General features: G+C 42.6%; 14 protein-coding genes and 2 pseudogenes. 1 reads left to right on the top strand and 15 read right to left on the bottom strand.

What is annotated here, in order from left to right; genetic code table 11:
* Nucleotides 1–77: 77 nt before the first annotated feature.
* The 7 genes from BN3261_RS16125 to BN3261_RS16095 all read right to left on the bottom strand — a co-directional run bounded on the left by BN3261_RS16125 (nucleotide 78) and on the right by BN3261_RS16095 (nucleotide 9,085).
* Nucleotides 78–1,256 carry a HAMP domain-containing sensor histidine kinase gene (locus BN3261_RS16125; protein WP_005348491.1) on the bottom strand — a complete coding sequence of 393 codons (1,179 nt, stop codon included), beginning with the start codon at nucleotides 1,254–1,256 and terminating at the stop codon, nucleotides 78–80.
* Nucleotides 1,244–1,918 carry a response regulator transcription factor gene (locus BN3261_RS18335; protein ID WP_059086984.1) on the bottom strand — a complete coding sequence of 225 codons (675 nt, stop codon included), beginning with the start codon at nucleotides 1,916–1,918 and terminating at the stop codon, nucleotides 1,244–1,246. The genes BN3261_RS16125 and BN3261_RS18335 overlap by 13 nt, the downstream gene beginning before the upstream one ends.
* 891 nt (nucleotides 1,919–2,809) lie before the next feature.
* Complete coding sequence (locus BN3261_RS16115) at nucleotides 2,810–4,519, bottom strand: ABC transporter ATP-binding protein (RefSeq protein WP_059086759.1); 1,710 nt, start codon at nucleotides 4,517–4,519, stop codon at nucleotides 2,810–2,812.
* A complete protein-coding gene (locus BN3261_RS16110; protein WP_059086758.1) occupies nucleotides 4,506–6,275 on the bottom strand; it encodes an ABC transporter ATP-binding protein in 1,770 nt (589 codons plus the stop codon). The genes BN3261_RS16115 and BN3261_RS16110 overlap by 14 nt, the downstream gene beginning before the upstream one ends.
* Before the next feature lie 18 nt (nucleotides 6,276–6,293).
* Nucleotides 6,294–7,754, bottom strand: coding sequence for an ABC transporter ATP-binding protein (locus BN3261_RS16105; protein ID WP_059086757.1), 1,461 nt, complete (start codon nucleotides 7,752–7,754; stop codon nucleotides 6,294–6,296).
* 12 nt (nucleotides 7,755–7,766) lie between these two features.
* Nucleotides 7,767–8,480 (bottom strand): energy-coupling factor transporter transmembrane component T, encoded by a 714-nt coding sequence (locus BN3261_RS16100; protein ID WP_059086756.1) that lies wholly within the window; start codon nucleotides 8,478–8,480, stop codon nucleotides 7,767–7,769.
* Entirely contained in the window at nucleotides 8,477–9,085 is a 609-nt protein-coding gene (locus BN3261_RS16095; protein WP_059086755.1) for an MptD family putative ECF transporter S component, read from the bottom strand. The genes BN3261_RS16100 and BN3261_RS16095 overlap by 4 nt, the downstream gene beginning before the upstream one ends.
* Nucleotides 9,086–9,274: 189 nt before the next feature.
* On the opposite strand from BN3261_RS16095, the gene BN3261_RS16090 reads away from it, so the two are divergent.
* Nucleotides 9,275–10,240 (top strand): helix-turn-helix domain-containing protein, encoded by a 966-nt coding sequence (locus BN3261_RS16090; RefSeq protein WP_059086754.1) that lies wholly within the window; start codon nucleotides 9,275–9,277, stop codon nucleotides 10,238–10,240.
* Nucleotides 10,241–10,432: 192 nt separating this feature from the next.
* Here BN3261_RS16090 and BN3261_RS16085 read toward each other — a convergent pair whose 3' ends face one another.
* From BN3261_RS16085 to pcrA, 8 genes and pseudogenes are all read right to left on the bottom strand, one after another.
* The gene (locus BN3261_RS16085; protein WP_059086753.1) at nucleotides 10,433–10,705 is read right to left on the bottom strand and encodes a hypothetical protein; all 273 of its coding nucleotides are present in this window, start codon (nucleotides 10,703–10,705) and stop codon (nucleotides 10,433–10,435) included.
* Between the two features lie 9 nt (nucleotides 10,706–10,714).
* Nucleotides 10,715–11,017: a hypothetical protein gene (locus tag BN3261_RS16080; RefSeq protein WP_059086752.1), complete on the bottom strand. Its 303-nt coding sequence runs from the start codon at nucleotides 11,015–11,017 to the stop codon at nucleotides 10,715–10,717.
* 123 nt (nucleotides 11,018–11,140) lie between these two features.
* Nucleotides 11,141–14,272: pseudogene (locus tag BN3261_RS16075) on the bottom strand (SpaA isopeptide-forming pilin-related protein); the annotation flags it as partial.
* A 187-nt stretch (nucleotides 14,273–14,459) separates the two neighbouring features.
* Nucleotides 14,460–15,002 (bottom strand): annotated as a pseudogene (locus tag BN3261_RS16070) (chromosome partitioning protein ParB); the annotation flags it as partial.
* The gene (locus BN3261_RS16065; protein WP_059086983.1) at nucleotides 14,983–15,180 is read right to left on the bottom strand and encodes a hypothetical protein; all 198 of its coding nucleotides are present in this window, start codon (nucleotides 15,178–15,180) and stop codon (nucleotides 14,983–14,985) included. The gene BN3261_RS16065 and the pseudogene BN3261_RS16070, both read right to left, overlap by 20 nt.
* A gap of 115 nt (nucleotides 15,181–15,295) precedes the next feature.
* On the bottom strand, nucleotides 15,296–17,029 hold the full coding sequence (gene rlmD, locus BN3261_RS16060; RefSeq protein ID WP_059086982.1) for a 23S rRNA (uracil(1939)-C(5))-methyltransferase RlmD: 1,734 nt from the start codon (nucleotides 17,027–17,029) through the stop codon (nucleotides 15,296–15,298).
* Nucleotides 17,030–17,239: 210 nt separating this feature from the next.
* Nucleotides 17,240–17,470, bottom strand: coding sequence for a hypothetical protein (locus tag BN3261_RS16055; protein ID WP_015526073.1), 231 nt, complete (start codon nucleotides 17,468–17,470; stop codon nucleotides 17,240–17,242).
* Between the two features lie 233 nt (nucleotides 17,471–17,703).
* On the bottom strand, nucleotides 17,704–19,947 hold the full coding sequence (pcrA, locus tag BN3261_RS16050) for a DNA helicase PcrA (RefSeq protein WP_059086981.1): 2,244 nt from the start codon (nucleotides 19,945–19,947) through the stop codon (nucleotides 17,704–17,706).
* Between the last annotated feature and the right edge of the window lie 125 nt (nucleotides 19,948–20,072).

Genomic DNA, 20,072 nt, shown 5'->3' with positions numbered 1-20,072 from the left:
CAAATCAATTCTCAATAAATTCACAACAAAAAAGACTAAAACCACTTTATTTGCGATTTCAGCCTTATAAAGTATTTTTATTCAGCTTTGAAAAGAGCTTCTACATGAGCACCGCCTTGTCTGGCATTATATATTTTCAAATTTCCTCCATGCTTTTCACAGAAAATACGAGAAATATACATACCAAGGCCAAAATGCTTTAAATCATCTTGTGGATTCTTATGATAAAATGGCTCTGTTACTTTTTCCTCAGTATCCACAAATCCTATTCCATCATCTTCAACAGAAATTATAAGAAAACCATCCTTTTTCTTTATCTGCAAAGCAATACTTTTTTGTGCATATCGAACCGCATTTTCCAGTAAGTTGTCTGTCACTTCCATGACAAGTTCCTCATCCACTTTCACAATGTTTTGTTCCTGCACTCTTTCTACCTTACATAATTTACTTTCCTTCTTGGACAGCATGGCAGCTTCTGCCTCAATCTTTTTTGCCAGTTCCGATAACTCTATCTCTGAGCATTGCAGTTCCCTCTGTTCTAAATGGGACATTTTTCTCATGTTTTCCGTGAAATGCTCTATACGGTCAATCTGATACATGCCTGTTTGTAAGATATCAATAACATCCTCTGTTTTTATACTCTCGGCAGAAACAAACTCTAAGAGCATTTCCTGATACCCACGCAATATGGAAAGTGGAGAACGTATATCATGTGCAATTGCATTCCGCAAAGCCTTCTCGTCATCAATCATTCGCCACATCTTTCTGTTGTTATCTGCTAAATCACTTCGCATCATTTCAAATTCTTTACACAAAGTTCCCATCTCATCTTTATTTTCATAGGACACATGAAAATCCAGTTCATTATCTGCAATCATTTGTGAGGCATCTTTTAGTTCCTGTAGAGGTGTCTTTAACTTATTTTTATAAAAAAAGAATACCGCAACAACACTCCCAACAATCGAAAAAATCAGTACCGAATATGTTTCCATAAAGTCACACATTTCCGAAAGATGATAGTCCAAACGATTCATCTGCGATTGATTAGGTCTTGATATCTCAATCTCGTATTTCTTTCCATATTGCTGAAACACGTCCGTATAATCTGCATAATCAATATATTTTTCCCATATTTTATTCTGCATATTTCCTGCAAAATGAACTGTAAATCCAGATAACAGAAATGCTGCCGTTAAGCTGATCACAAAATAAAGCAGAATTGTTTTTTTCAGTGACAAGTTTCTTATTTTTTCCATCGGTATCCAATCCCCCATACAGTTTCTATGTATTCTTTTTCTGAATAATCCGCTATTTTTTTCCTTATACGCCGTACTAATTCCGTTATCGTTCTACTGTCCCCTTCCGCATCATATCCACAGACTTGTGCATATATACGTTCTTTATCAAACACCTGCCCTGGATGCATGGATAAGAATTCAATAATCTGATATTCAATTTTTGTGAACTCCATCCTGTGTCCAGCTATAGCTACTATTTTTTCAGAATAATCAATCAGCATTTCATCCATGAAACGGTATTCCGTTTTTTGTTGATGCCTTTCTTCTCTCTTTATGTTTGTGACAATCCTTGCTTCCAACTCCCGAAGACTAAATGGTTTCGTAATATAATCATCCCCACCTGAAAGCAACCCATTAATTTTATCATCTTCGTCAACTCTTGCTGTCAGAAATAAAATTGGACATAACACTTTACTGCGTATCAGACGACATACTTCAATCCCATCCATGCGTGGCATATTGATATCCAACAAAATAATATCCGGTTTCATTTTCATTTTATTTAATGCTTCCATTCCATCTGTAGCCGTAATGGTTTCATATTGTTTCATATTAAAATAACTACAAAGCATTTTCACCAATTCTTTATCATCATCGACAACTAAAATCTTGTATTTCATCCAAACCACCTCCAGCATCCATATTATACGATAAAAAACAATGAAATCACAACAAGAGTACATGAAGAACGTAAGCATTTTTGCTATCTCTGGCACGGAAAAGCCTTGAAGCTGTAATAAAACAGTTTGCAGAGTAAGCCTGTCCACCTTAATCAAGAACTGATAAAGCTCTTGATTTTCAATGCTGTCCAAGAAGTCATCCACCGTCTTTGTTTCGGGCTGTGTTGTATCCTCTGCAACTTCCTCAAGGTATGTACCTACATCCTGCAATTTTTCGTAGTACCGCCTGTCGGAATTGAAGATAGCCCAATCGTGGGTATGGAGCTGTTCGATGGCATCCTCACTGACACCCAAGCTCCGCAGTTTCTTTTCTTCAGCTTCTTTCCAGAGCCGCCATTTCCGTTCTTCTTTGGCTTTGTTGTAAGCCATAATCCGTTACCTCCAATCTGAATTTTTTGAAAAAATCCAGATCGAGAGGTGGAGATCGACAACGGGCATCAGAAACAGCCCTGCGGCGTATTCCTGCAAAAAACGACAAAAGAAAAACCGCAAAGGCTGTCATACCCTTGCGGCTCATAGTTGTTATAGTTCTTTTATGTAGAGATTTGACTTCTATATTTGGAGTGGAAAGCCCCCTCGCAGAAGCCAGAATTTTTTTAACAGGTTATTCATGAGGCTATGTAAAAAACTACCGTTTCGTATAAGTAACGATGCGGTAATTCCAGACCAACACATAAAAAATCCCTCCAAACTCTAAAAACGGGTCTGGGGGAGTAGCTTGTTCATTTGGGCATAGCAAAACCGCCCACCGAAAGCGCCGTTTTTTTTATTCGGTGAGCTTGTCCTGCCTATTCATGCTTCAATTAAATCGTTGTATTTTTTGTAAGACCTCTACGCAGACAACTTCTGTTCTGCATTCCACATAGCGGTGTATTTATTATCTTTTTTCAAAAGCTCCTCATGTGTTCCATGCTCAATAATCCGCCCACCTGATACCACTAATATTTGGTCGGCATTTTTTACAATGGACAGAGTATGAGCAATCATTACAACAGTTTTTTTCTTTTTCAGGAGATTACTAATCGCTTGCTTTACAGCCAGTTCATTTTCAATATCCAGTGATGCCGTCGCTTCATCAAGAAGTAATATAGGGCTATTCTTCAATATTGCACGGGCAATGGAAAGCCGTTGCCGTTCTCCGCCTGATAAAAGATTGCCGTTTTCGCCAATCGGCGTATCATATCCCATTTCCATTTTGCGGATAAATTCATCGCAATTTGCTTCTTTGCAGGCAGCTTCAATTTCTTCATCCGTTGCATCTGGGCGGGCGTGCCGTATATTCTCACGAACAGTATCATCGAACAAAAATACATCTTGGTCTACCGTTGAAATTTCTTCTAATACTCGCTCCGCTGCGGTATCATTTATAGCATATCCTCCGATAGAAATTTCTCCCGCATCTGCGTTATAATATTTTGAAATCAGATTTAGGATAGTAGATTTTCCAGAGCCAGAGTCCCCGACAATCGCAGTAAGTTTCTGATTTTCAGCACAAAAGTTTATTCCTTTCAAAACAGGCTCTCCCTGAACATAGGAAAATTGCACATCCCTAAAGCAAATTTCATGGGTTGTCGGATTGAATTTTTCCATAGTTCCATGTTCTTCTGGCTCATCTACGACTTTCTGAATATTTCGCTTTGAAATCATCATATTTTTATAGCCGAACAAGTCTATTGAAATTGTCATATACATTTTCGCAAGCAGCATAGGCATCATACAAACCATTAGATAATCAACTCCTGCCAATGTTCCTGCAAGCCACGGTTTCGATGCCACTAACATTACCACGGGAAGGGAAAGCCAATTAAGAATACTGAAACTAAATGCAACGGGAATACCCATAGCTTCATATTTATAACTTATATAACTGTAATTTTTCAGAACACTCGTTGTCGTTTCATTCTTAACTCCACTCATATTGTAAACTCGCAGAGTTTGTATTCCCGTTATGTATTCCACGATACTGCTGACGGCTTCTGCACATATTTTATTTCTTGCTGTTCCATATTTTTTTACAATCCGAAAAGATAGCCACAAATTAGGTATGAACAGCAAACTTACCGCAATCAAAATCAACCCTGCGGGGAGATATAAATAGCATAAAAACACAATCAACATTACCGAAAGAGAGATATTCTTTACAAGATTTCCGATTTTATGCGTTAATATCTGCTCATACCCTTTTACATCACTTGTCATCGTATTTACATAAGCACCTACCTGTCCCTCTGTAAACCTTGCAAGCGGAATTTTCTTAAACTTATCTCCAAGATAAAGCCGTATTTGTTTTGATATCGCACCACCGCCGATTTGCCCCTGCGTATATCCAAAACCATACATAACAAGTCGTACCAAAAAAATTCCAATAATCAATAACGTAAGATTAAGTAAGTTTTGACTGGTAACATCATTATGAATAAGCATATCAATCAACATATAGAGGGTCATATAAACACAAGCAGACAGTATGCCCTCAATTACAGTAAAAACAATTCCCAAACCAAAACGCAAATTTTTTTTGAACGGATTATTTGCCCGCATTATCTTCAGCTCCTTTCACCGAATACGTTACCTCTCTGGCGGCATTGTAATTTCCCCATGCCTCTTTATAATAAGCGTTATTTTTTAAGACTTCCGCATGTGTTCCAAATGCAGTAATTGTATGGTTTTCCACTACAGCGACTTTATCACACATTTTGATTGCTCCCAGACGGTGAGCAACAATAATAACGGTTTTTCCTTTACAAAGATTTGCGATAGCTTTGTCAATTTCTACTTGATTTTCTGGGTCTGCCGCACTTGTCGCTTCATCCAAAATTAAAATTGGAGCATTTTTCAAAATTGCCCTTGCGATTGCAATACGCTGACGCTCTCCGCCAGAGAAACGAGTTCCGAAGCTGCCAACTTTTGTATCATATCCATCTGGCAGCGACATAATAAAATCGTCAATCTGTGCTTCTTTAGCTGCCTGCCGTACCTGTTCTAAAGTAGCGTTTCCTCCCATGCGGATATTTGCTAACACGCTGTCACGGGTAAGAAAAGTTTTCTGAAAGACAATAGAAACATTTTGCAGCAACTGTTCATAACTAATATCCTTCACATTTATTCCGCCTATCAGCACCTCTCCATTTTGCACATCATAAAATCTGGAAACCAATTCAATAATCGTACTTTTGCCTGCACCAGACGCACCAACGATAGCTATCTTTTCTCCCTCTGCCACATGCAAATTGCAGTTTGATAGTATAGTGGTTTTTCCGTCATAAGAAAACTGAACATTTTTCATTGATATATCACAATGGCTTGGGAAATCTCCTTTACTTTCATAAATGGGCAAGTCAAGAATTTGCTTTGCTTTCGTAACACCATTCAATGACTGAGCCAATTCCATACTAAACTGCTGCAATGGTAATAACTCTGACAAATATAATGAGCCTATGTATGCAAACAATAGAAAAACGCTTGCGGTAATAGAGCCGCTTAGGAAAAATCTCCCTCCGATTGGAACGATCAGAGCCATGCCACATTCAAGCACAATAATAAATGCTGCATATAAAGCCCCTGTCCTTCTGGAAACTTTATTCCAGATATTGTTTTCTTCCTCTATTGCATCTGAAAATTTCTGAAATGAGCGACTTCCCATATTGTAGGCTTTTATCAGTTTCATTCCGCTTATATACTCAATAATAACAGAATTGAAATTTGCCATTGATGTAGTAACTCGCTGCATCATTCCAGACATAAATGCAAAAACAAATCCCATAATAATTACAGTAAGGACAAGCGGAATAAGAGAAATAAGGGCTAACGGAATATTAACTGTCATCAAATAAACAAAGATGACAACAGGAGCCGTTGCAAATCCGACAAGCTCTGGAATATTATGAGCCAGACAAAGCTCTAATTTTTCAATATCCTCGTTTAATACTGTTTTAATATCCCCCGTTCTGCGTTCATCAAGAGAGCCAAGAGGCACTTTAGCCAGATGCTCTGTAATCATACATCTGACACGGAATAAAGCCCCGTATGCCCCCTTGTGAGAAAACACACCAGAAACAGCTTGAAACACTTGCCGTATAATGACCGTTGCCGTGATTAAAACTGCACTTTCTATAACAACTTGTTTCGTACAAATACCCGATAAAATGGCATCCATCAGTCTATAGATGCCTATGTAAGATCCGATTGCAAACAATCCTCCTAAAAAAGCGCAAATAACAGATGCCACTAAATAAATCCTGTCTTTATTTGCCCACTTTAATAAAAGCAATATTGGATTTTCCTTTTTAACTTTCATTTTCCAACTCCTTTCTGGTCATTCTTCATTTATTCCAAACATCGTGCCAATTTCACTTTCATAATCAGTAGATACTTCTAAATCTGCCGTTACCGTTCCATTGTCGAAACGGATAATCCTCGAACACACCCGACTGATAAACTCGTAATCATGCGATACCACAAAGACAATTTTTCCCTCGGCTACCTTTTGGATAAGTTTTGCCACCTGTTCCATGCTGTCGAAGTCAAGCCCGCTTGTCGGCTCATCAAAAACAAGAAGCTCTTTTCCGCAAATCATACTTACCGCAACAGCTAAACGCTGTTTCTGACCACCAGACAGCGTATTTGGATGTCTTTCTCGAAATGCCGCTATATCAAGGTCTGCAAGTGTTCGGTTTATCAATTCATAATCTGGATTTCGTATCCCAAGCGTACATTCCGTTTCAACTGTTTCTGCAAAAAGCTCATAATTAACATCCTGCATAACCATATAAGAACGCTTCATGCGGTCTTTTGTATTTTGGGGTTTGCTTTCCCAAAGAAAATCTCCTGAATACTCTTTGTGCAGACCGCAAAGTGTTCTTAGGAAAGTGGTTTTTCCTGCTCCATTGTGACCGACAATCCCTATGATTTCTCCTTTTGCAGCTTTAAAATTGATATGTTCCATAACTGGCTGCTTGTTATAATACAAGGATACATTTTTTATTTCCAAGACCATAGGTAAATTCATTTTCTTCTGTGAACGCAAATGAATACTGCTTAGATTTGCAGCCCTAAGTCCCATTTTTTCTCTCGCATCATCGGAAAGTTCCATAAAGGATTTTGGTGTGTAAATTTCTTCTATTTTTCCGTCTGATAAATACACAATTTTATCTGCCAAATCCATCAAATAATATAACCGATGTTCTGCAATTAAAACAGTTTTACCTTGTTCTTTGATGAGCCGCAGGTTTTCTTTTAAGCCGTTGATAGCGTCCATATCCAAATTGGAAGATGGCTCATCCAAGAGGTACACTTCTGGGTTCATAGCATAAACGCTGGCAAAGGCAATTTTTTGTTTTTCTCCGCCAGACAATCCAAAGATGTTTCTTCCTCTCAAATACTGAATATTCAATTCCTTAGCTGCCGTATCTAACCTTTTATGTAATTCTTCTGGCGGTAGGGCTTCATTCTCAATGCCAAAGGCAATTTCACTATCTGTATCCACATTAAAAAACTGGGTTCTGGGATTTTGAAAAACACTTCCGACACATGATGAAATTTCATACATTGGCATTTCTGATATTTTCTTTTTTTCTATTGTTGCTGTTCCTTTCAATTCTCCCGTAAAGAAATTTGGAATAAGACCATTTATCAGCCTTGTAATTGTCGTTTTTCCACATCCCGAACGCCCGCAAAGCAAAATAAATTCGCCCTTTTTTACGGATAACTCTATGTTCTCAAGACTTCCGTTCATTTCGTCTGGATAGGAAAAACTGATTTGTTTCAATTCAATCATTCACATATCCTCCTATATAAACAAGCCCACAACAAATAATGCAAGAAAACAGCCTATTATCAACACATCTCTTATCCTAAAGCGTATCTGAACGATACAAGTGCGTGGCAAAGGATTTTCAATTCCCCTTGTTACTGCTGCAATCGAAAGCTCGTCTGCTGCTTTAGAAGCTGCCATAAGGAGAGGAACATATACACACTCTATTGTCATATTCGGATTTTTTATAAAGCTCTTAAATGATGGCGATACATCTCTTAGCCGCATTGCATCCTTTATGTAGTGCCAATCTTCCCGAACAGTCGGAAAATAACGAAGCATAACCGCAAAGGGAATAACTACCTTTTTAGGAATATGTGCTTTGTTCATGGCGGATAAAAATTCATTTACTCTTGTTGTCGAAAGCACGATCCCTGAAAGCAAGCCGCATGGATATACCTTGAAAAACAGGCTAAGCCACGCAATAAACATTGTATGTGCCATACCCGCCCCGTCTTGTAAAAACAGCATCGTAAGTCCATATAAAATAAAATAGAATGCTGTTCCGATTATGGTATATCTAATTTTCCCAGATAAAGTGCCATACACGGAAATAAGCGCAATCAGAATACACTCATACTGCAATGTGGGTGTTGTAGTTGCTGTTAAAGCACAAAAACCTATCAAAATAATTTTTGTCCGAGGGTCAAAATTAAGAAATCTGGTTTTGTGTTCTAACTGAGGGGTCATGCTGTAATACCTGCTTTCTCGAATTGCTTTTTCAACATTTTGCTTCCAACATACCCGCTAATGCCTGCTACTAAAATCGTTCCAACATACATAACAACAAGCACCCACCAATCTGCGGCAGATTGCATAGCATCAATGTAATCCTGCGTAGTGCCGTTTTTCAGCATTGTACCCGCCCATGCTTCTGGATTGATAAAATAAGCAAGGTATGTTCCTGTTGAGCCTAATGAATATACAATGTATGACAAAATATTCATTTTTTTGCTGTGATAACCTTTTAGACCCGCAAGAACATCTGCAAGAACAGCTCCTATCAAACCGCCGAGGCACATTGCCCAGTGCATCCCCAGTACAAAACCAATAGTTGCTAATAATACGCCAATAATTGTAAGCGTTCCTCTTTTGGGTACTTTAGCCATTAAAAGCAAAAAGACGGGGCCCGGTAGCAAAGCAGCTCCGATTGGGTAATAAAAAGTAAGTGTTGGTGTAACCGAAAAGATTGTTCCTCCTATCATGGAGCATACAGACAGAATAGCCGTAAATACTCCAATAACAATCAAATCCTTAACCGTCAGTCCTTTTTTTGCCTGTGCTTGAATAGACATATTAAATTCCTCCATTTTCCGATTTTTTCACGAGTTGACTTATATTTTCAGCCGTGATAAAATTGTGTTAGTTGTTGCTAACCGCAATATTCATTATACTCCTGACGGTGCCTTTCTCCAATACCATTGCACAAGGAAAGCCCAAAGCGTATGATAAAACGACCAAAATGTATGAAAGAACGGTGAGATATGTTGGAAATTGGAAATTACTATCACGAAGAACTTATCAAACATGGATTTCGTGAAAAAACAATAAACAGCGAATTTAATTCTGTTGGCAAACTATATTCCATTCCATCAGAAATGGGAAATGGTGTTTTTTGGATTTATGGTCAAAAGGACTTATACGACATAAAAATCCACGATTTCTATTTTTTCGAAGATTCCTTTTTTGACTTGGAACAAAGGGAATGCTTAGACATTTGTCTGTATGAGTCAATATCGGGCGAAGAAATTTCTCCTTATCGCCGCCTGACAGCGGGATGTGTGAAATGCTTTATAGGCGGCAATAAACCGTGCATGACCCTCGTACATAAAAATATACCTATCCGCACGATTGAAATTGAGATTATGCCTGCTTATTATGAAAAGTATTTGCAAGAGAGTTTCCCGAATGAATATGTTGACCCGCACGAAGCGTTCCATAATATTTCTTGGACTGATAATTTCCCAGAAATGATTAGTCTGTTGCATCAGATATGGAATTATCGTGGCGAAAGTATAGCGGCAAAACTTTTTTATGAGGGAAAGGTTGCAGAAGCAATTTCACTTGTTATTGACTACAATCAAAGGCAAAAACAGGTACAGGAAGTGCATATTTCAAAACAAGATATGAAATCTCTTGAAAATGTTACCGCTTATATCAACGATCACTTTAATTGTGATATTTCAGTTGACAATCTTTGCCGTATTGCATGTATGGGCAGAACAAAATTTAAAACATTATTCAAACAGATTTATGGCTGTACCATTACAGATTACATTAGCCAAAGACGGTTAAGCCATGCCGAAAATTTACTCACAACTACTGATTTTACGGTAGAGCAGATTGCCGTTGCTGTTGGATACAGTAATGCAGGGCGTTTTGCTAATATATTCAAAACAAGCACGGGATTGTTCCCAAATGAATATAGAAAAATGGCTCAACGCAGGTAGCTTATGGTAGATTAAGGGGCAGAGAAAATTCTCCAATGTCATTTAGTTAAGATGTTGGAAAATTCTCTGCCCCGTTTTACATTTACATTTCTCATGGCAGGAAATTAAATCTCTTATAGCAAGAAATTACAACTCGTTTAATAAGAACTCTCATTTCCTTAAAATATATGAGTACAGTCATACATCTTTTTCTTATCGCTCACGGTCATCACGCTGCCTTTGCTTTTTCTGGGGCTGATTGTACGGCATATCGCACTCTCTTTGATACCGTTCATTCAGCTTTTCTCTTGCTTCAGATAACTGATTGCAGTAATAGCCCCAGAAATAATCCGTGCCATTTTTGCAATACCAACAGACATACGGATTGGGGGCTTTGGGGTTATGACCGATCACAAGCTCGTTACTCCCGATCGTACAGCTTTCGATAATTTCATAACCGCCGTTGATGCGTTTTTCTTCGTTCATAAGCACCTCTCATTCTTTGGCATACTTACGGTATGCCTTTTCGCCAGTCGCCCGTAACTTCTGTGTGGGGCGGCTTCCCGCCAGTTCTGGGTACTTCGCCTGCAACTTCCGCCTTGTCCTGCTGACGCTCTCAAAGCTCGGCAAGCCGAGATATTTGTGCTGCGTCATAATCTCTGCAAGGGGTATCGCCCCTGCATCCTTTAGGCACACATTACAGAGGGCAAGGTACAGCACCATATCGTCGTTTCGGGCGTCTGTATTCTTTTCAAGAACGGCTTTTACTTTCTTTTCGATGGTTTTCAGATTCCTCATAGTTTCCTCCAGAAACAGAAAGAGGGCGGCATCTTTCAGCCGCCCTTCTCCTGCAAAATCGGGTCATTTATTCTTTCGGTTACGGAGATTGAGCCAGACTGCCGCACCTACGATAAACACCACAATGGTTTCGCCGTCATTTGCTGTGATATGAACGGTTGCGGTTTCCTGTCCTGCGTACTCAAAGACAACAGGGTATTTGGTATCGTCTTTCAGATAAGCGGAGTTTGTGCTGATTTCCTGCACATAGTAGCTGCCCATCGGCAGGTCGCTGATTGCTTTCCCGTGACCGTTCCCGTCAAGGGTAATGACCTCGATCAGACCGTCCGCAGGAATGACTGTACCGTCTGCGGCTGTCAAATCTTTTTCCGAATACAGTCCAAAGGTTACATCAAGGATTTCTCCATTGTTCCCAACGCCGTAATCCTTATCCACTTCAAGACTCTTTACAAGGTCGATTTCCACACGCTGCCTTTCGTTATAGAAGCTCGTGGCGGTTTCGGTAACAGCTACATTCTGACCTGCATACACAAGCTCGACAGTATGGGTTTCCCCATTCAGCACCATTCCGTAAGGGGCTTCAATTTCCCTAACCTCATATTTGCCCAGATACAGCTCTTTGGATTTTGCCGCACCGTCCGTGCCTGTGGTAAGGGTGTCAACAACCTCGCCTTTTTCGACTCTCAATGTTCCGTCCAGAGTGTAAATATCCTCAGCGGCGGTAATCTCATATACCGCACCCTCCAGACCGCTGACAGAGAAAATCGGCTGATACAAGCCCTTGTCGCCTGCCACGGTGGAGAACACCTCGCCAGATTTGGAAACGGTAATCGTGCCTTTCTGCGCCAGATTGGAGCGTACCACCTCAATGACGGTAATGCCGCTTTCCTCGGCAGAGTTATCCTGCACCACATCAAAGTAAACAGGCTCGGAGTTCAGCACATAGCCATAGGGAGCTTGTACCTCCACGATAGAGTAGCCCGTACCGTATTCCAACGTCTGCGGCGTAATAAGGTCGCCGTCCGCTGTGGTATAAAAGGTGTCAATGGTCGTTACTTCGGGATAAGTGAACGTCATTGTCACAAGTTCGCCATTCGGGTCGTAAATCTGGAAGCCTGCGCCCGCATACGGGATGGTCTTGCCTGTTTCCGCATCTTTCTTGACAATCTTGATATAGCTTTCAAAGTTGGCGTTGTTGATGAGATAGCGGTAGGTCTGACCGTCTGCGCTGATAAACACATCAAAAGGCTTCATCAGCTCCCGACCATCCCAACCAGAGGTCTGCTTCACGGTATAAATGCCGTAAGGCATATCCTTTGTCTGGGCAAAGCCGTTTTCATCGCAGGTGAGGACATCACGCTCGGTTTCCTTTGCGTCCTCATAGCTGCCTGCGGATTTCAGATAGACCTCAAAGGTCGCCCCTGTTTCGGGTGTTTCAATCTGGGTTTCTCCGTCATCGGTGTGCTTGATAATAGCGATATTGCCCTTGATGACCTGCTCGTTTACATCGTTGGCGGCAGAGTTATATTCCACGGTGTAAAGCTCTGGCTCTGCGCCTACCTTGTGAATGGTCGTATCGAGCAGATAGCCCTCGGACGGTGTAATCTCTCTGACCGTCCAATCATTGCCGCAGACATAATACTTGGTCGTAAACTGTCCGTTTTCATCTGTGGTGTAGGTGTCAATGAGTTCCTCGCCCTTGTAAATGCCGTAAACCGCACCCGCAAGGGAAGCGTCGCCCTGTGCCGTTCCTGTTTCCGCATCGGATTTCGTCACGGTTACATTGAATTTTTTCAGAATGTTCGTAAAACTGCGGCTTGTGACCTTTTCCCATTCAATCGGGGCTGTCTGGCTTTCGGGAACGACGTAGCGGATTGCCGTATCCACTTCCTCAACCACATACGGGGTATCGCCGCTGATAAGGACATTCTCAAATTTTGCCACGCCGTTTTTATCGGTCACGGCATATTCATCAACGGGCAAGCCGCTAAGGGAAGTGCCGTAAAGGTGGAATTTCACGCCCTCCACAAGATTATCCTCAGAATTTTTGATAACCTCCAGAGAGCCACGCTTCAAGGTGTTGTTGAAGTTTACGGTAGTGGTCTTTCCACCGATAAGGGTCACGGTCTGGCTCTGCTGCGGCTCATAGCGGTCAATGGACTGTTCCGTGATGGTATAGGTGGCAGGGAATAAGCCCTCCACGGTAATGTTTCCGTCTTTGTCTGTCGTTACGGTCTTGTTGAAGTTATCGCCCTTGATATGAAACTGAATACCGCCGACAACGCCGTCCTCAGAAGTTTTCTTCAGCGCAATCGTGCCTGTGGGTGTTTCAATGTTGATATAGGCGGCAACCGTATCGGCGTTCTCAACACCAGTGACGACATCCTGCAAGTTCGGGTCGCCATAAGCAATCATCTTTGCGCTTTCGCTGACCGTTGGCACATCGTTTCTCTTTGCCGTGATACGGACAGAGCCAGAAATAGCAACGGCAGAGCTGATCGTCAGTTTATCTCCAGACTTTGACACCTTTACATTTCCGTCAGAGCTTGAAAAGCTGTAATCGGAAAGGACGCCGTTTTTATCGGTCAGCGTAATGCTGTACTTTCCGTCCTTGTAGGCAAGCTCTTTGGTAATATCATTTTTACCGCCCGACATAAAGCTCGGAATGGTGTTATGCTTCGCCATCAGAGAAACAATCTGGTCATATACCGCCCTTGCCCCGCTGTTCGCATAATTTGAGCCAAAGTGCAGGCTGTAAACCGTCTTGCTTGTCTGGCGGTATGAGCCTGTGGCTTCACGGCAGCCCGTCACAAACTCCCATACAAGGGTCTGTGTCGCAAGCCATTTTTCATCATCACTTCCAGACAGATTGCCTCTGTTGCCTTGATACCCATAGAGCAGGGCAAGCCCTACCGCCTTTTTCTGGCTTGCGGAAAGGGCGTTCCACATTTCCGAGGAATTCTTTTTCAAGGTGTTTCCTGTTTTCAGCGGTACACCCGGCTGAATACAAAACGCCACATCGCCGTCCACATACATACGGTACTTGTAATTTCCCGTACCGCCTGCGGTATATCCGTTAATGACAGCACTGGAATTGTATCTCATCGCATTTCCATTGCTGTCATAGGTGTGGGTAAAGGAAATCGTGCCTATATCGCCCGCAGCAAACGCCGTCGTCGCAGGCAGGACGGACAATGCCGTGACCGCAGCCATTAAAGCAGCCGCAGCCTTTTTAAATAATCTACGAAATTTCATCGTTTACCTCCTGTTATTGTTGAGTTGAATTTTCCTTACTAACCGAAGAAAAAAGCCGCCAGTTGGCAGCTTAAATACTTTCTTTTTTCGGATAGTTCTGGCAGTAATTTAGGGGGAGAGGTGCGGAGAGGGGGAAACCGACAAAGCGGTTAGCCACGAACAGACAGACCTCGCCCTCGGTGTGTGGCTACCGTTCACGGTCTTTGCTCCGCTGCAAATGGCGGTTGTAGAACTCCAACGCTTTCACCACAAAGTCCGATTCCTGCCCTCTGGGTACGGATTTGGGAATGAGCTTTGTTATCCTTTCATCACGGAAAGCGGGCTTTTCCCTCTGGTTTGGCTTTTCTTCCTCCATAATGGACTGGATAACCTCGTCCGTCAGCCTATTCTCCTGCATAAACTTCTTCATTTTGATAGCCTGTGCAAGCGACGGGGTAGCGTCGCTGTACTCCATAGCTTCAAGCAGGGTGTATTGCTGTTCTTCGGGCAGATAAGAGATTTCCACCGCAGGACGGAACGCAATCCGCCTTTCATCTACCATTTGCAGGATTTCGGGAACAAGCTCGGTCAAGCGGATATATCTGCGTATCTGGTCTTTGCTTTCTCCTACAAGTTCTCCTAATTCAGTATCAGAACGCCCCTTTGATAAATTAGTCGCCAATGGCGACGCATTTTCTTTCGGGGGTCTGCCTGCTTGTCGCTTCATCGCTTCAAGCCGCATTTTGTAGGCAAGCGTACTGTACTTTGAGCTTTTTTAATGGTGCGCTTGTCACCTTAAAAATCAGTTCATCAACACAATCGGTATATCTGCCTTGCTGTATAAGCTGATTTTTTAATTCCATGAGGCTATGTAACAGCAGGCGTCTTTCTTGGCTATCCAGATATAAATGGGTTTTCTTTTCTCTCATATTCAGCACCGTCCTTTCTGTTATCTTCATTATATGAAAATCTCTAAAACAGCTCAAAGGTATAAATCTGGCAAAAAAATAAGCGTACCACTATCTCTAATGATACGCTTATTTTTTAGATTACCTCAAAGTGTTTCAAGGCATCTTTTATCGCTTCTACTTTTTCTGCCGTCGGATGTTTCCTCGGCTGTTTCAATTCTTCCACCGCATTGGGAGCGTCGTACATCGGCAAGCCTAAATCTCTCTTTACCTCTGCAATATATGCGGTATGTACTTTGAAGCCGTATTTCGCTTCTATGTACTCCTTTATCATCTTATAGGTCACTCGCTCTTTCGGCTTGTAGGCTTCTGCCCTTTCAGAAATAGCCTTTAGCGGCACTTTGCCCTCTCCCTCGCCAAACTCGACTTTTACGTTAATTACACTGTCAGGCTTTTTGTGGGAAAGCAGTACTACCGTCTCAACATGAACGCCCTGGCAGAACTGATCCACTGCACAGGCGTGGGTCATCTCATATCCTGCCTCATAAAATGCCGGGAGGTCTCTCACAAGACTTGTAACCTTGCAGGAAATGTATACGATCTGGTCTACGCCGTAAGCCAGGATCTTTGGAAGGGCTTTGGGGTGAACGCCATCTCTGGGCGGATCAAGGATGATCATATCCGGTTTCTCCGGCACCTCGTCCAGAACCTTCAGCACGTCTCCGGCAATGAAACGACAGTTATTGATGCCGTTAAGTGCAGCGTTTTCTCTGGCGGCTTTTACCGCGTCTTCCACGATCTCCACACCGATCACCTCGCTGGCAACGGACGCCGCAAGCTGGGCAATGGTGCCAGTTCCGCTGTAAAGATCAAACACTACCTTATCCCTGGTATCTCCTACATATTCCCGCACCTTGGAATACAGGATCTCTGCAGCCAGGGAATTTGGCTGGAAAAAGGAAAAGGTGCTGATCTTAAATTTCAGTCCAAGAAGTTCTTCATAGAAATAATCCTTTCCATAAAGGATCTTCGTCTCGTCGCTCTGTACCACGTCGGATAAAGAATCATTTAAAATGTGCATGATCCCCACGATCTTCCCTTCCAGCGGAAGTGCAAGAAGCTGATCTTTCAGAGGCTCCAGATCATATTCTTCCTGGGTGGTGGTTACCACATGGACCAGGATCTCACCACTTGTGACGCCTCTTCGAAGAAGAAGATGTCGAAGATACCCCACATGCTGCAGCTTTTTATAGAAGCTGGCATTACGCTCCAGGAAAAACTCCCGCACACAGACCAGGATCTTCGTCATATCCGGATGGACCAGTTTACAATCATCCGTATTCAGGATATCGTAAGTGCTTCCCTTCTTGTGAAGTCCAAGGGACAGCGGCCCATCCTTATACTCATCCCCAAAGGAAAACTCCATCTTATTGCGGTACCCGAACTCAATAGGACTGCCGTAGATCCCATCCCAGTGATATAAACGATCTGCAGCCTCAGCTTCTTCTGTCCCATCACCGTTCTTCCCGATCTTAGCCAGGCTCTCTCTTACTGCCCCATCCAGAAGTTCTCTCACCTGGCGCTCCTTCATCTCCTTCTGCGCCTCATAGCTCATGGTCTGGTACATGCAGCCGCCGCATGCCGGAAACTCCTGACAGGCAGGTTCTCTTGTTTCCAGGGGAGATTTCTCCAGGACCTCCAGAAGACGTCCTTCCGCCCGGCCGGAACGTTTCTTATTGATCATAAACCGGACTTTCTGTCCCGGGATTCCGTTTTTTACAATTACTTTCTGGTCATCAACCCAAACAAAACCTTTGTTTGGAAATTCCACTTTTTCTATAATACCTTCGTAAATTTCACCTTTTTTCATAAATCCTCTTTCTGTTTTATAACCAGCAGACAATAGTTCGAACATTCAGGATCCTCTTTACTGTCTGCTCATGAACGCCAACGTTTCACGGTCCGTCTTCAAAAATCAAGCCCCGGTATCGCGCCGGGGCTTCAATTATCCGCATCTCATATTCATACATAACAGACAGCCATTCTGATCTGTTCAAAACAGCCTCTGCAGTGAAAGTTCTTACTCTTCCTCATCCTCGAAATAATCATCGAAGTCATCATCAAAATCTTCTTCAAAATCTTCCAGGTAATCCGGAGCGAAGAAACGATATACTGCAAATGCGATTCCTGCAACAGCTGCAACTGCGCCGATGATCGCCAGTACCCAAAGGACTGTGTTCTTATCTTTCTCTTCTTCTTTTTTCTTCAGTGTTGCAAGCAGTTCTTCAAGCTTTGTTGTATTTAAATTCATAACACTGCACCATCCTTTCTTTCTGTTCGGCTGTACTGTCTGACAGTAAACCGGCAGCACAGCAAAAATATTCTATCACTGTACCGACCTTTCCTAAGTGTTCTTATTATACCACCATATGTCTGATTTTACCATAACTTACGCAAATTTTAACAGGAACATTCCGGAATAATGTTATTTGCAGCTGCTTCGAAATATTTTCACAAAATATATGCAAAACGGCCATTTCATTTTCAGATCTTCTTCAGTTTGGCAAAACCTGCGAACATTTTTTTCACACCGACTTTGTCAAAATCTACCGTTACCTCGTAATCCCGGCCGCCTTCTACAATATTCTTCACGATACCAACTCCGAATTTCACATGGCGCACGGTATCACCGACTCCGTAATCCAGCTTCGCTGCCTTGGTAACGGTGAAATCCTTCTTCTGAAGGCTTGTTTTTGCCTGGAAATTCATTTTCATCTGGGCATAGACGCTTTTCGGAGATACGATATCATCTACCCTGGGCTTTTTCTCCTGAATGGTATGTCCAAGATCTACCAGCTCCCGTGGAACCTCCCTTACAAAACGTGACACACGGTTATACTGAGTCTCCCCACGGATCATCCGCTGTTTTGCACAGGTTAAAGTCAGTTCCTTCATGGCACGGGTGATCCCCACATAACAGAGCCTTCGCTCCTCCTCGATATCCGACGGATCACCGGACCAGATGGAAGCATATCCCGGAAAAACACCGTCCTCCATTCCCACGATAAATACATTTGGGAACTCCAGTCCCTTGGCACTGTGAAGGGTCATCAGCAGCACATAATCCTGATCCGGATCAACAGAATCGATATCTGCCACCAGTGCGATCTCCTCCAGAAATGCAGAAAGTGTTGCCGGCTGTCCGGCCTCCTCCATGGCTTCCTGGAAGGATTCTGTCTTGGAGATCAGCTCATCGATATTTTCAATCCTCGCCTGGGCCTCCTCCGTTTTCTCTGCCTCCAGTTCCTTCACATAACCGGTAAGCTCAATGACCTCTTCCAGGGTTTCACGGACTGTATAGGCCTCTGCCTTACTTTTCAGTCCCTGGATAAAGGATACAAAATCATTGATCTTTCCTGCTGCCCTGCCAATGGACGGTACTTCCTCCACCACGCGGAGCGCATCATAAAAGCTCAGGTTCATCATATCCGCATAGTCCTGGACACGGCCGATGCTGGTGAGTCCGATCCCTCTTTTTGGCACATTTAAGATCCTGCGCACAGCCAGATCATCACTGGCATTGTCAATGGTCTTCAGATAGCTTAACAGATCCTTGATCTCTTTGCGGGCATAAAAATTCACGCCGCCGACAATCTTATAAGGAACATTTGCCAGGAGAAATTTCTCCTCAAAGAGACGGGACTGGGCATTGGTCCGATAAAGTACTGCACAGTCCTTGTACTGGAATTTCCCGTTGCGGCGCCCCTGGATGATCTCTCCTGCAACATACTCCGCTTCCTCAAATCCGTTGTTGAACTGACGGAAATGTACTTTATCGCCCTCTTCGTTCTCTGTCCAGAGGCGTTTTTCCTTACGCTCTGTGTTGTTGACGATCACCTCATTGGCTGCATTGAGGATGTTCTGGGTAGAACGGTAATTCTGTTCCAGGCGCACCACCTTAGCCTCTGGAAAAACCTTCTCAAAGCCTAAGATGTTCCCGATATTTGCTCCACGAAAACGATAGATGGACTGATCATCATCACCAACCACACAGAGATTCTTGTATTTTTCAGCAAGAAGACTTACGAATTTAAACTGGGCAGTATTGGTATCCTGATACTCATCCACCATAATATATTTGAAACGTTCCTGATAATAGTCCAGGATATCCGGATTATGCTGAAAAAGCTCCACAGTCTTCACGATCAGGTCATCAAAATCCAGCGCATTGTTTCCCCGGAGGATAGACTGATATTCCTTATACATACCGGCAATCTTCCGTGCATCCGGATCGCCGCCCGCATTCAGCTCCATCTCTTCCGGTGTGATCAGTTCATCCTTGGCATGGGAAATCTCAGCAAGAACGCCTCGTTCCTTGTAAATCTTGGTATTGATATCAAACTTCCGGAAGATTTCCTTCATGACTGTTTTTTGGTCGTCGGCATCATAAATGGTAAAATTACTGCCAAAGCCCAGCACCTCAATATGTCTGCGCAGGATCCTCACGCAGGCGGAATGGAAGGTGGAGACCCATACGCTCTCCGCACCCATTCCCGCAATTTTATTCACACGTTCCCGCATCTCACTGGCAGCCTTGTTGGTAAAGGTGATCGCCAGGATATTCCATGGGTTTACACCCTTTTCTTCCATTAAATAGGCAATCCTGTGGGTCAGCACTCTTGTTTTTCCGGAACCGGCTCCTGCGAGGATCAGAAGTGGTCCCTCTGTATGTACGGCAGCTTCCCGCTGCATAGGATTCAATGTGTCCAAAGCATCATGTATACTCATTTTGATCTCCATTTCTTTTTCCATATGAACAGTATCTTTATATACTATCATGACTTTACTTTCCGGTAAACCCACCTCTCTGAAAAAAAGTTTCTTTACAAGTAGTATTTAAAACTATATAATAA

Origin of the sequence: Blautia massiliensis (ex Durand et al. 2017), from assembly GCF_001487165.1 — a bacterium.
In the GTDB taxonomy this organism is placed as follows: Bacteria; Bacillota; Clostridia; order Lachnospirales; family Lachnospiraceae; genus Blautia_A; species Blautia_A fusiformis.
The sequence above is the reverse complement of the archived record's forward strand: the minus strand, read 5'-3'. Positions and strand labels throughout refer to the sequence as shown.

Bases quoted from the DNA above. Each gene is read 5' to 3' on its own strand.
- BN3261_RS16125 (WP_005348491.1), bottom strand. From the start codon at position 1,256: ATGGAAAAAATAAGAAACTTGTCACTGAAAAAAACAATTCTGCTTTAT.
- BN3261_RS18335 (WP_059086984.1), bottom strand. From the start codon at position 1,918: ATGAAATACAAGATTTTAGTTGTCGATGATGATAAAGAATTGGTGAAA.
- BN3261_RS16115 (WP_059086759.1), bottom strand. From the start codon at position 4,519: ATGCGGGCAAATAATCCGTTCAAAAAAAATTTGCGTTTTGGTTTGGGA.
- BN3261_RS16110 (WP_059086758.1), bottom strand. From the start codon at position 6,275: ATGAAAGTTAAAAAGGAAAATCCAATATTGCTTTTATTAAAGTGGGCA.
- BN3261_RS16105 (WP_059086757.1), bottom strand. From the start codon at position 7,754: ATGATTGAATTGAAACAAATCAGTTTTTCCTATCCAGACGAAATGAAC.
- BN3261_RS16100 (WP_059086756.1), bottom strand. From the start codon at position 8,480: ATGACCCCTCAGTTAGAACACAAAACCAGATTTCTTAATTTTGACCCT.
- BN3261_RS16095 (WP_059086755.1), bottom strand. From the start codon at position 9,085: ATGTCTATTCAAGCACAGGCAAAAAAAGGACTGACGGTTAAGGATTTG.
- BN3261_RS16090 (WP_059086754.1), top strand. From the start codon at position 9,275: ATGTTGGAAATTGGAAATTACTATCACGAAGAACTTATCAAACATGGA.
- BN3261_RS16085 (WP_059086753.1), bottom strand. From the start codon at position 10,705: ATGAACGAAGAAAAACGCATCAACGGCGGTTATGAAATTATCGAAAGC.
- BN3261_RS16080 (WP_059086752.1), bottom strand. From the start codon at position 11,017: ATGAGGAATCTGAAAACCATCGAAAAGAAAGTAAAAGCCGTTCTTGAA.
- BN3261_RS16065 (WP_059086983.1), bottom strand. From the start codon at position 15,180: ATGAGAGAAAAGAAAACCCATTTATATCTGGATAGCCAAGAAAGACGC.
- rlmD (WP_059086982.1), bottom strand. From the start codon at position 17,029: ATGAAAAAAGGTGAAATTTACGAAGGTATTATAGAAAAAGTGGAATTT.
- BN3261_RS16055 (WP_015526073.1), bottom strand. From the start codon at position 17,470: ATGAATTTAAATACAACAAAGCTTGAAGAACTGCTTGCAACACTGAAG.
- pcrA (WP_059086981.1), bottom strand. From the start codon at position 19,947: ATGAGTATACATGATGCTTTGGACACATTGAATCCTATGCAGCGGGAA.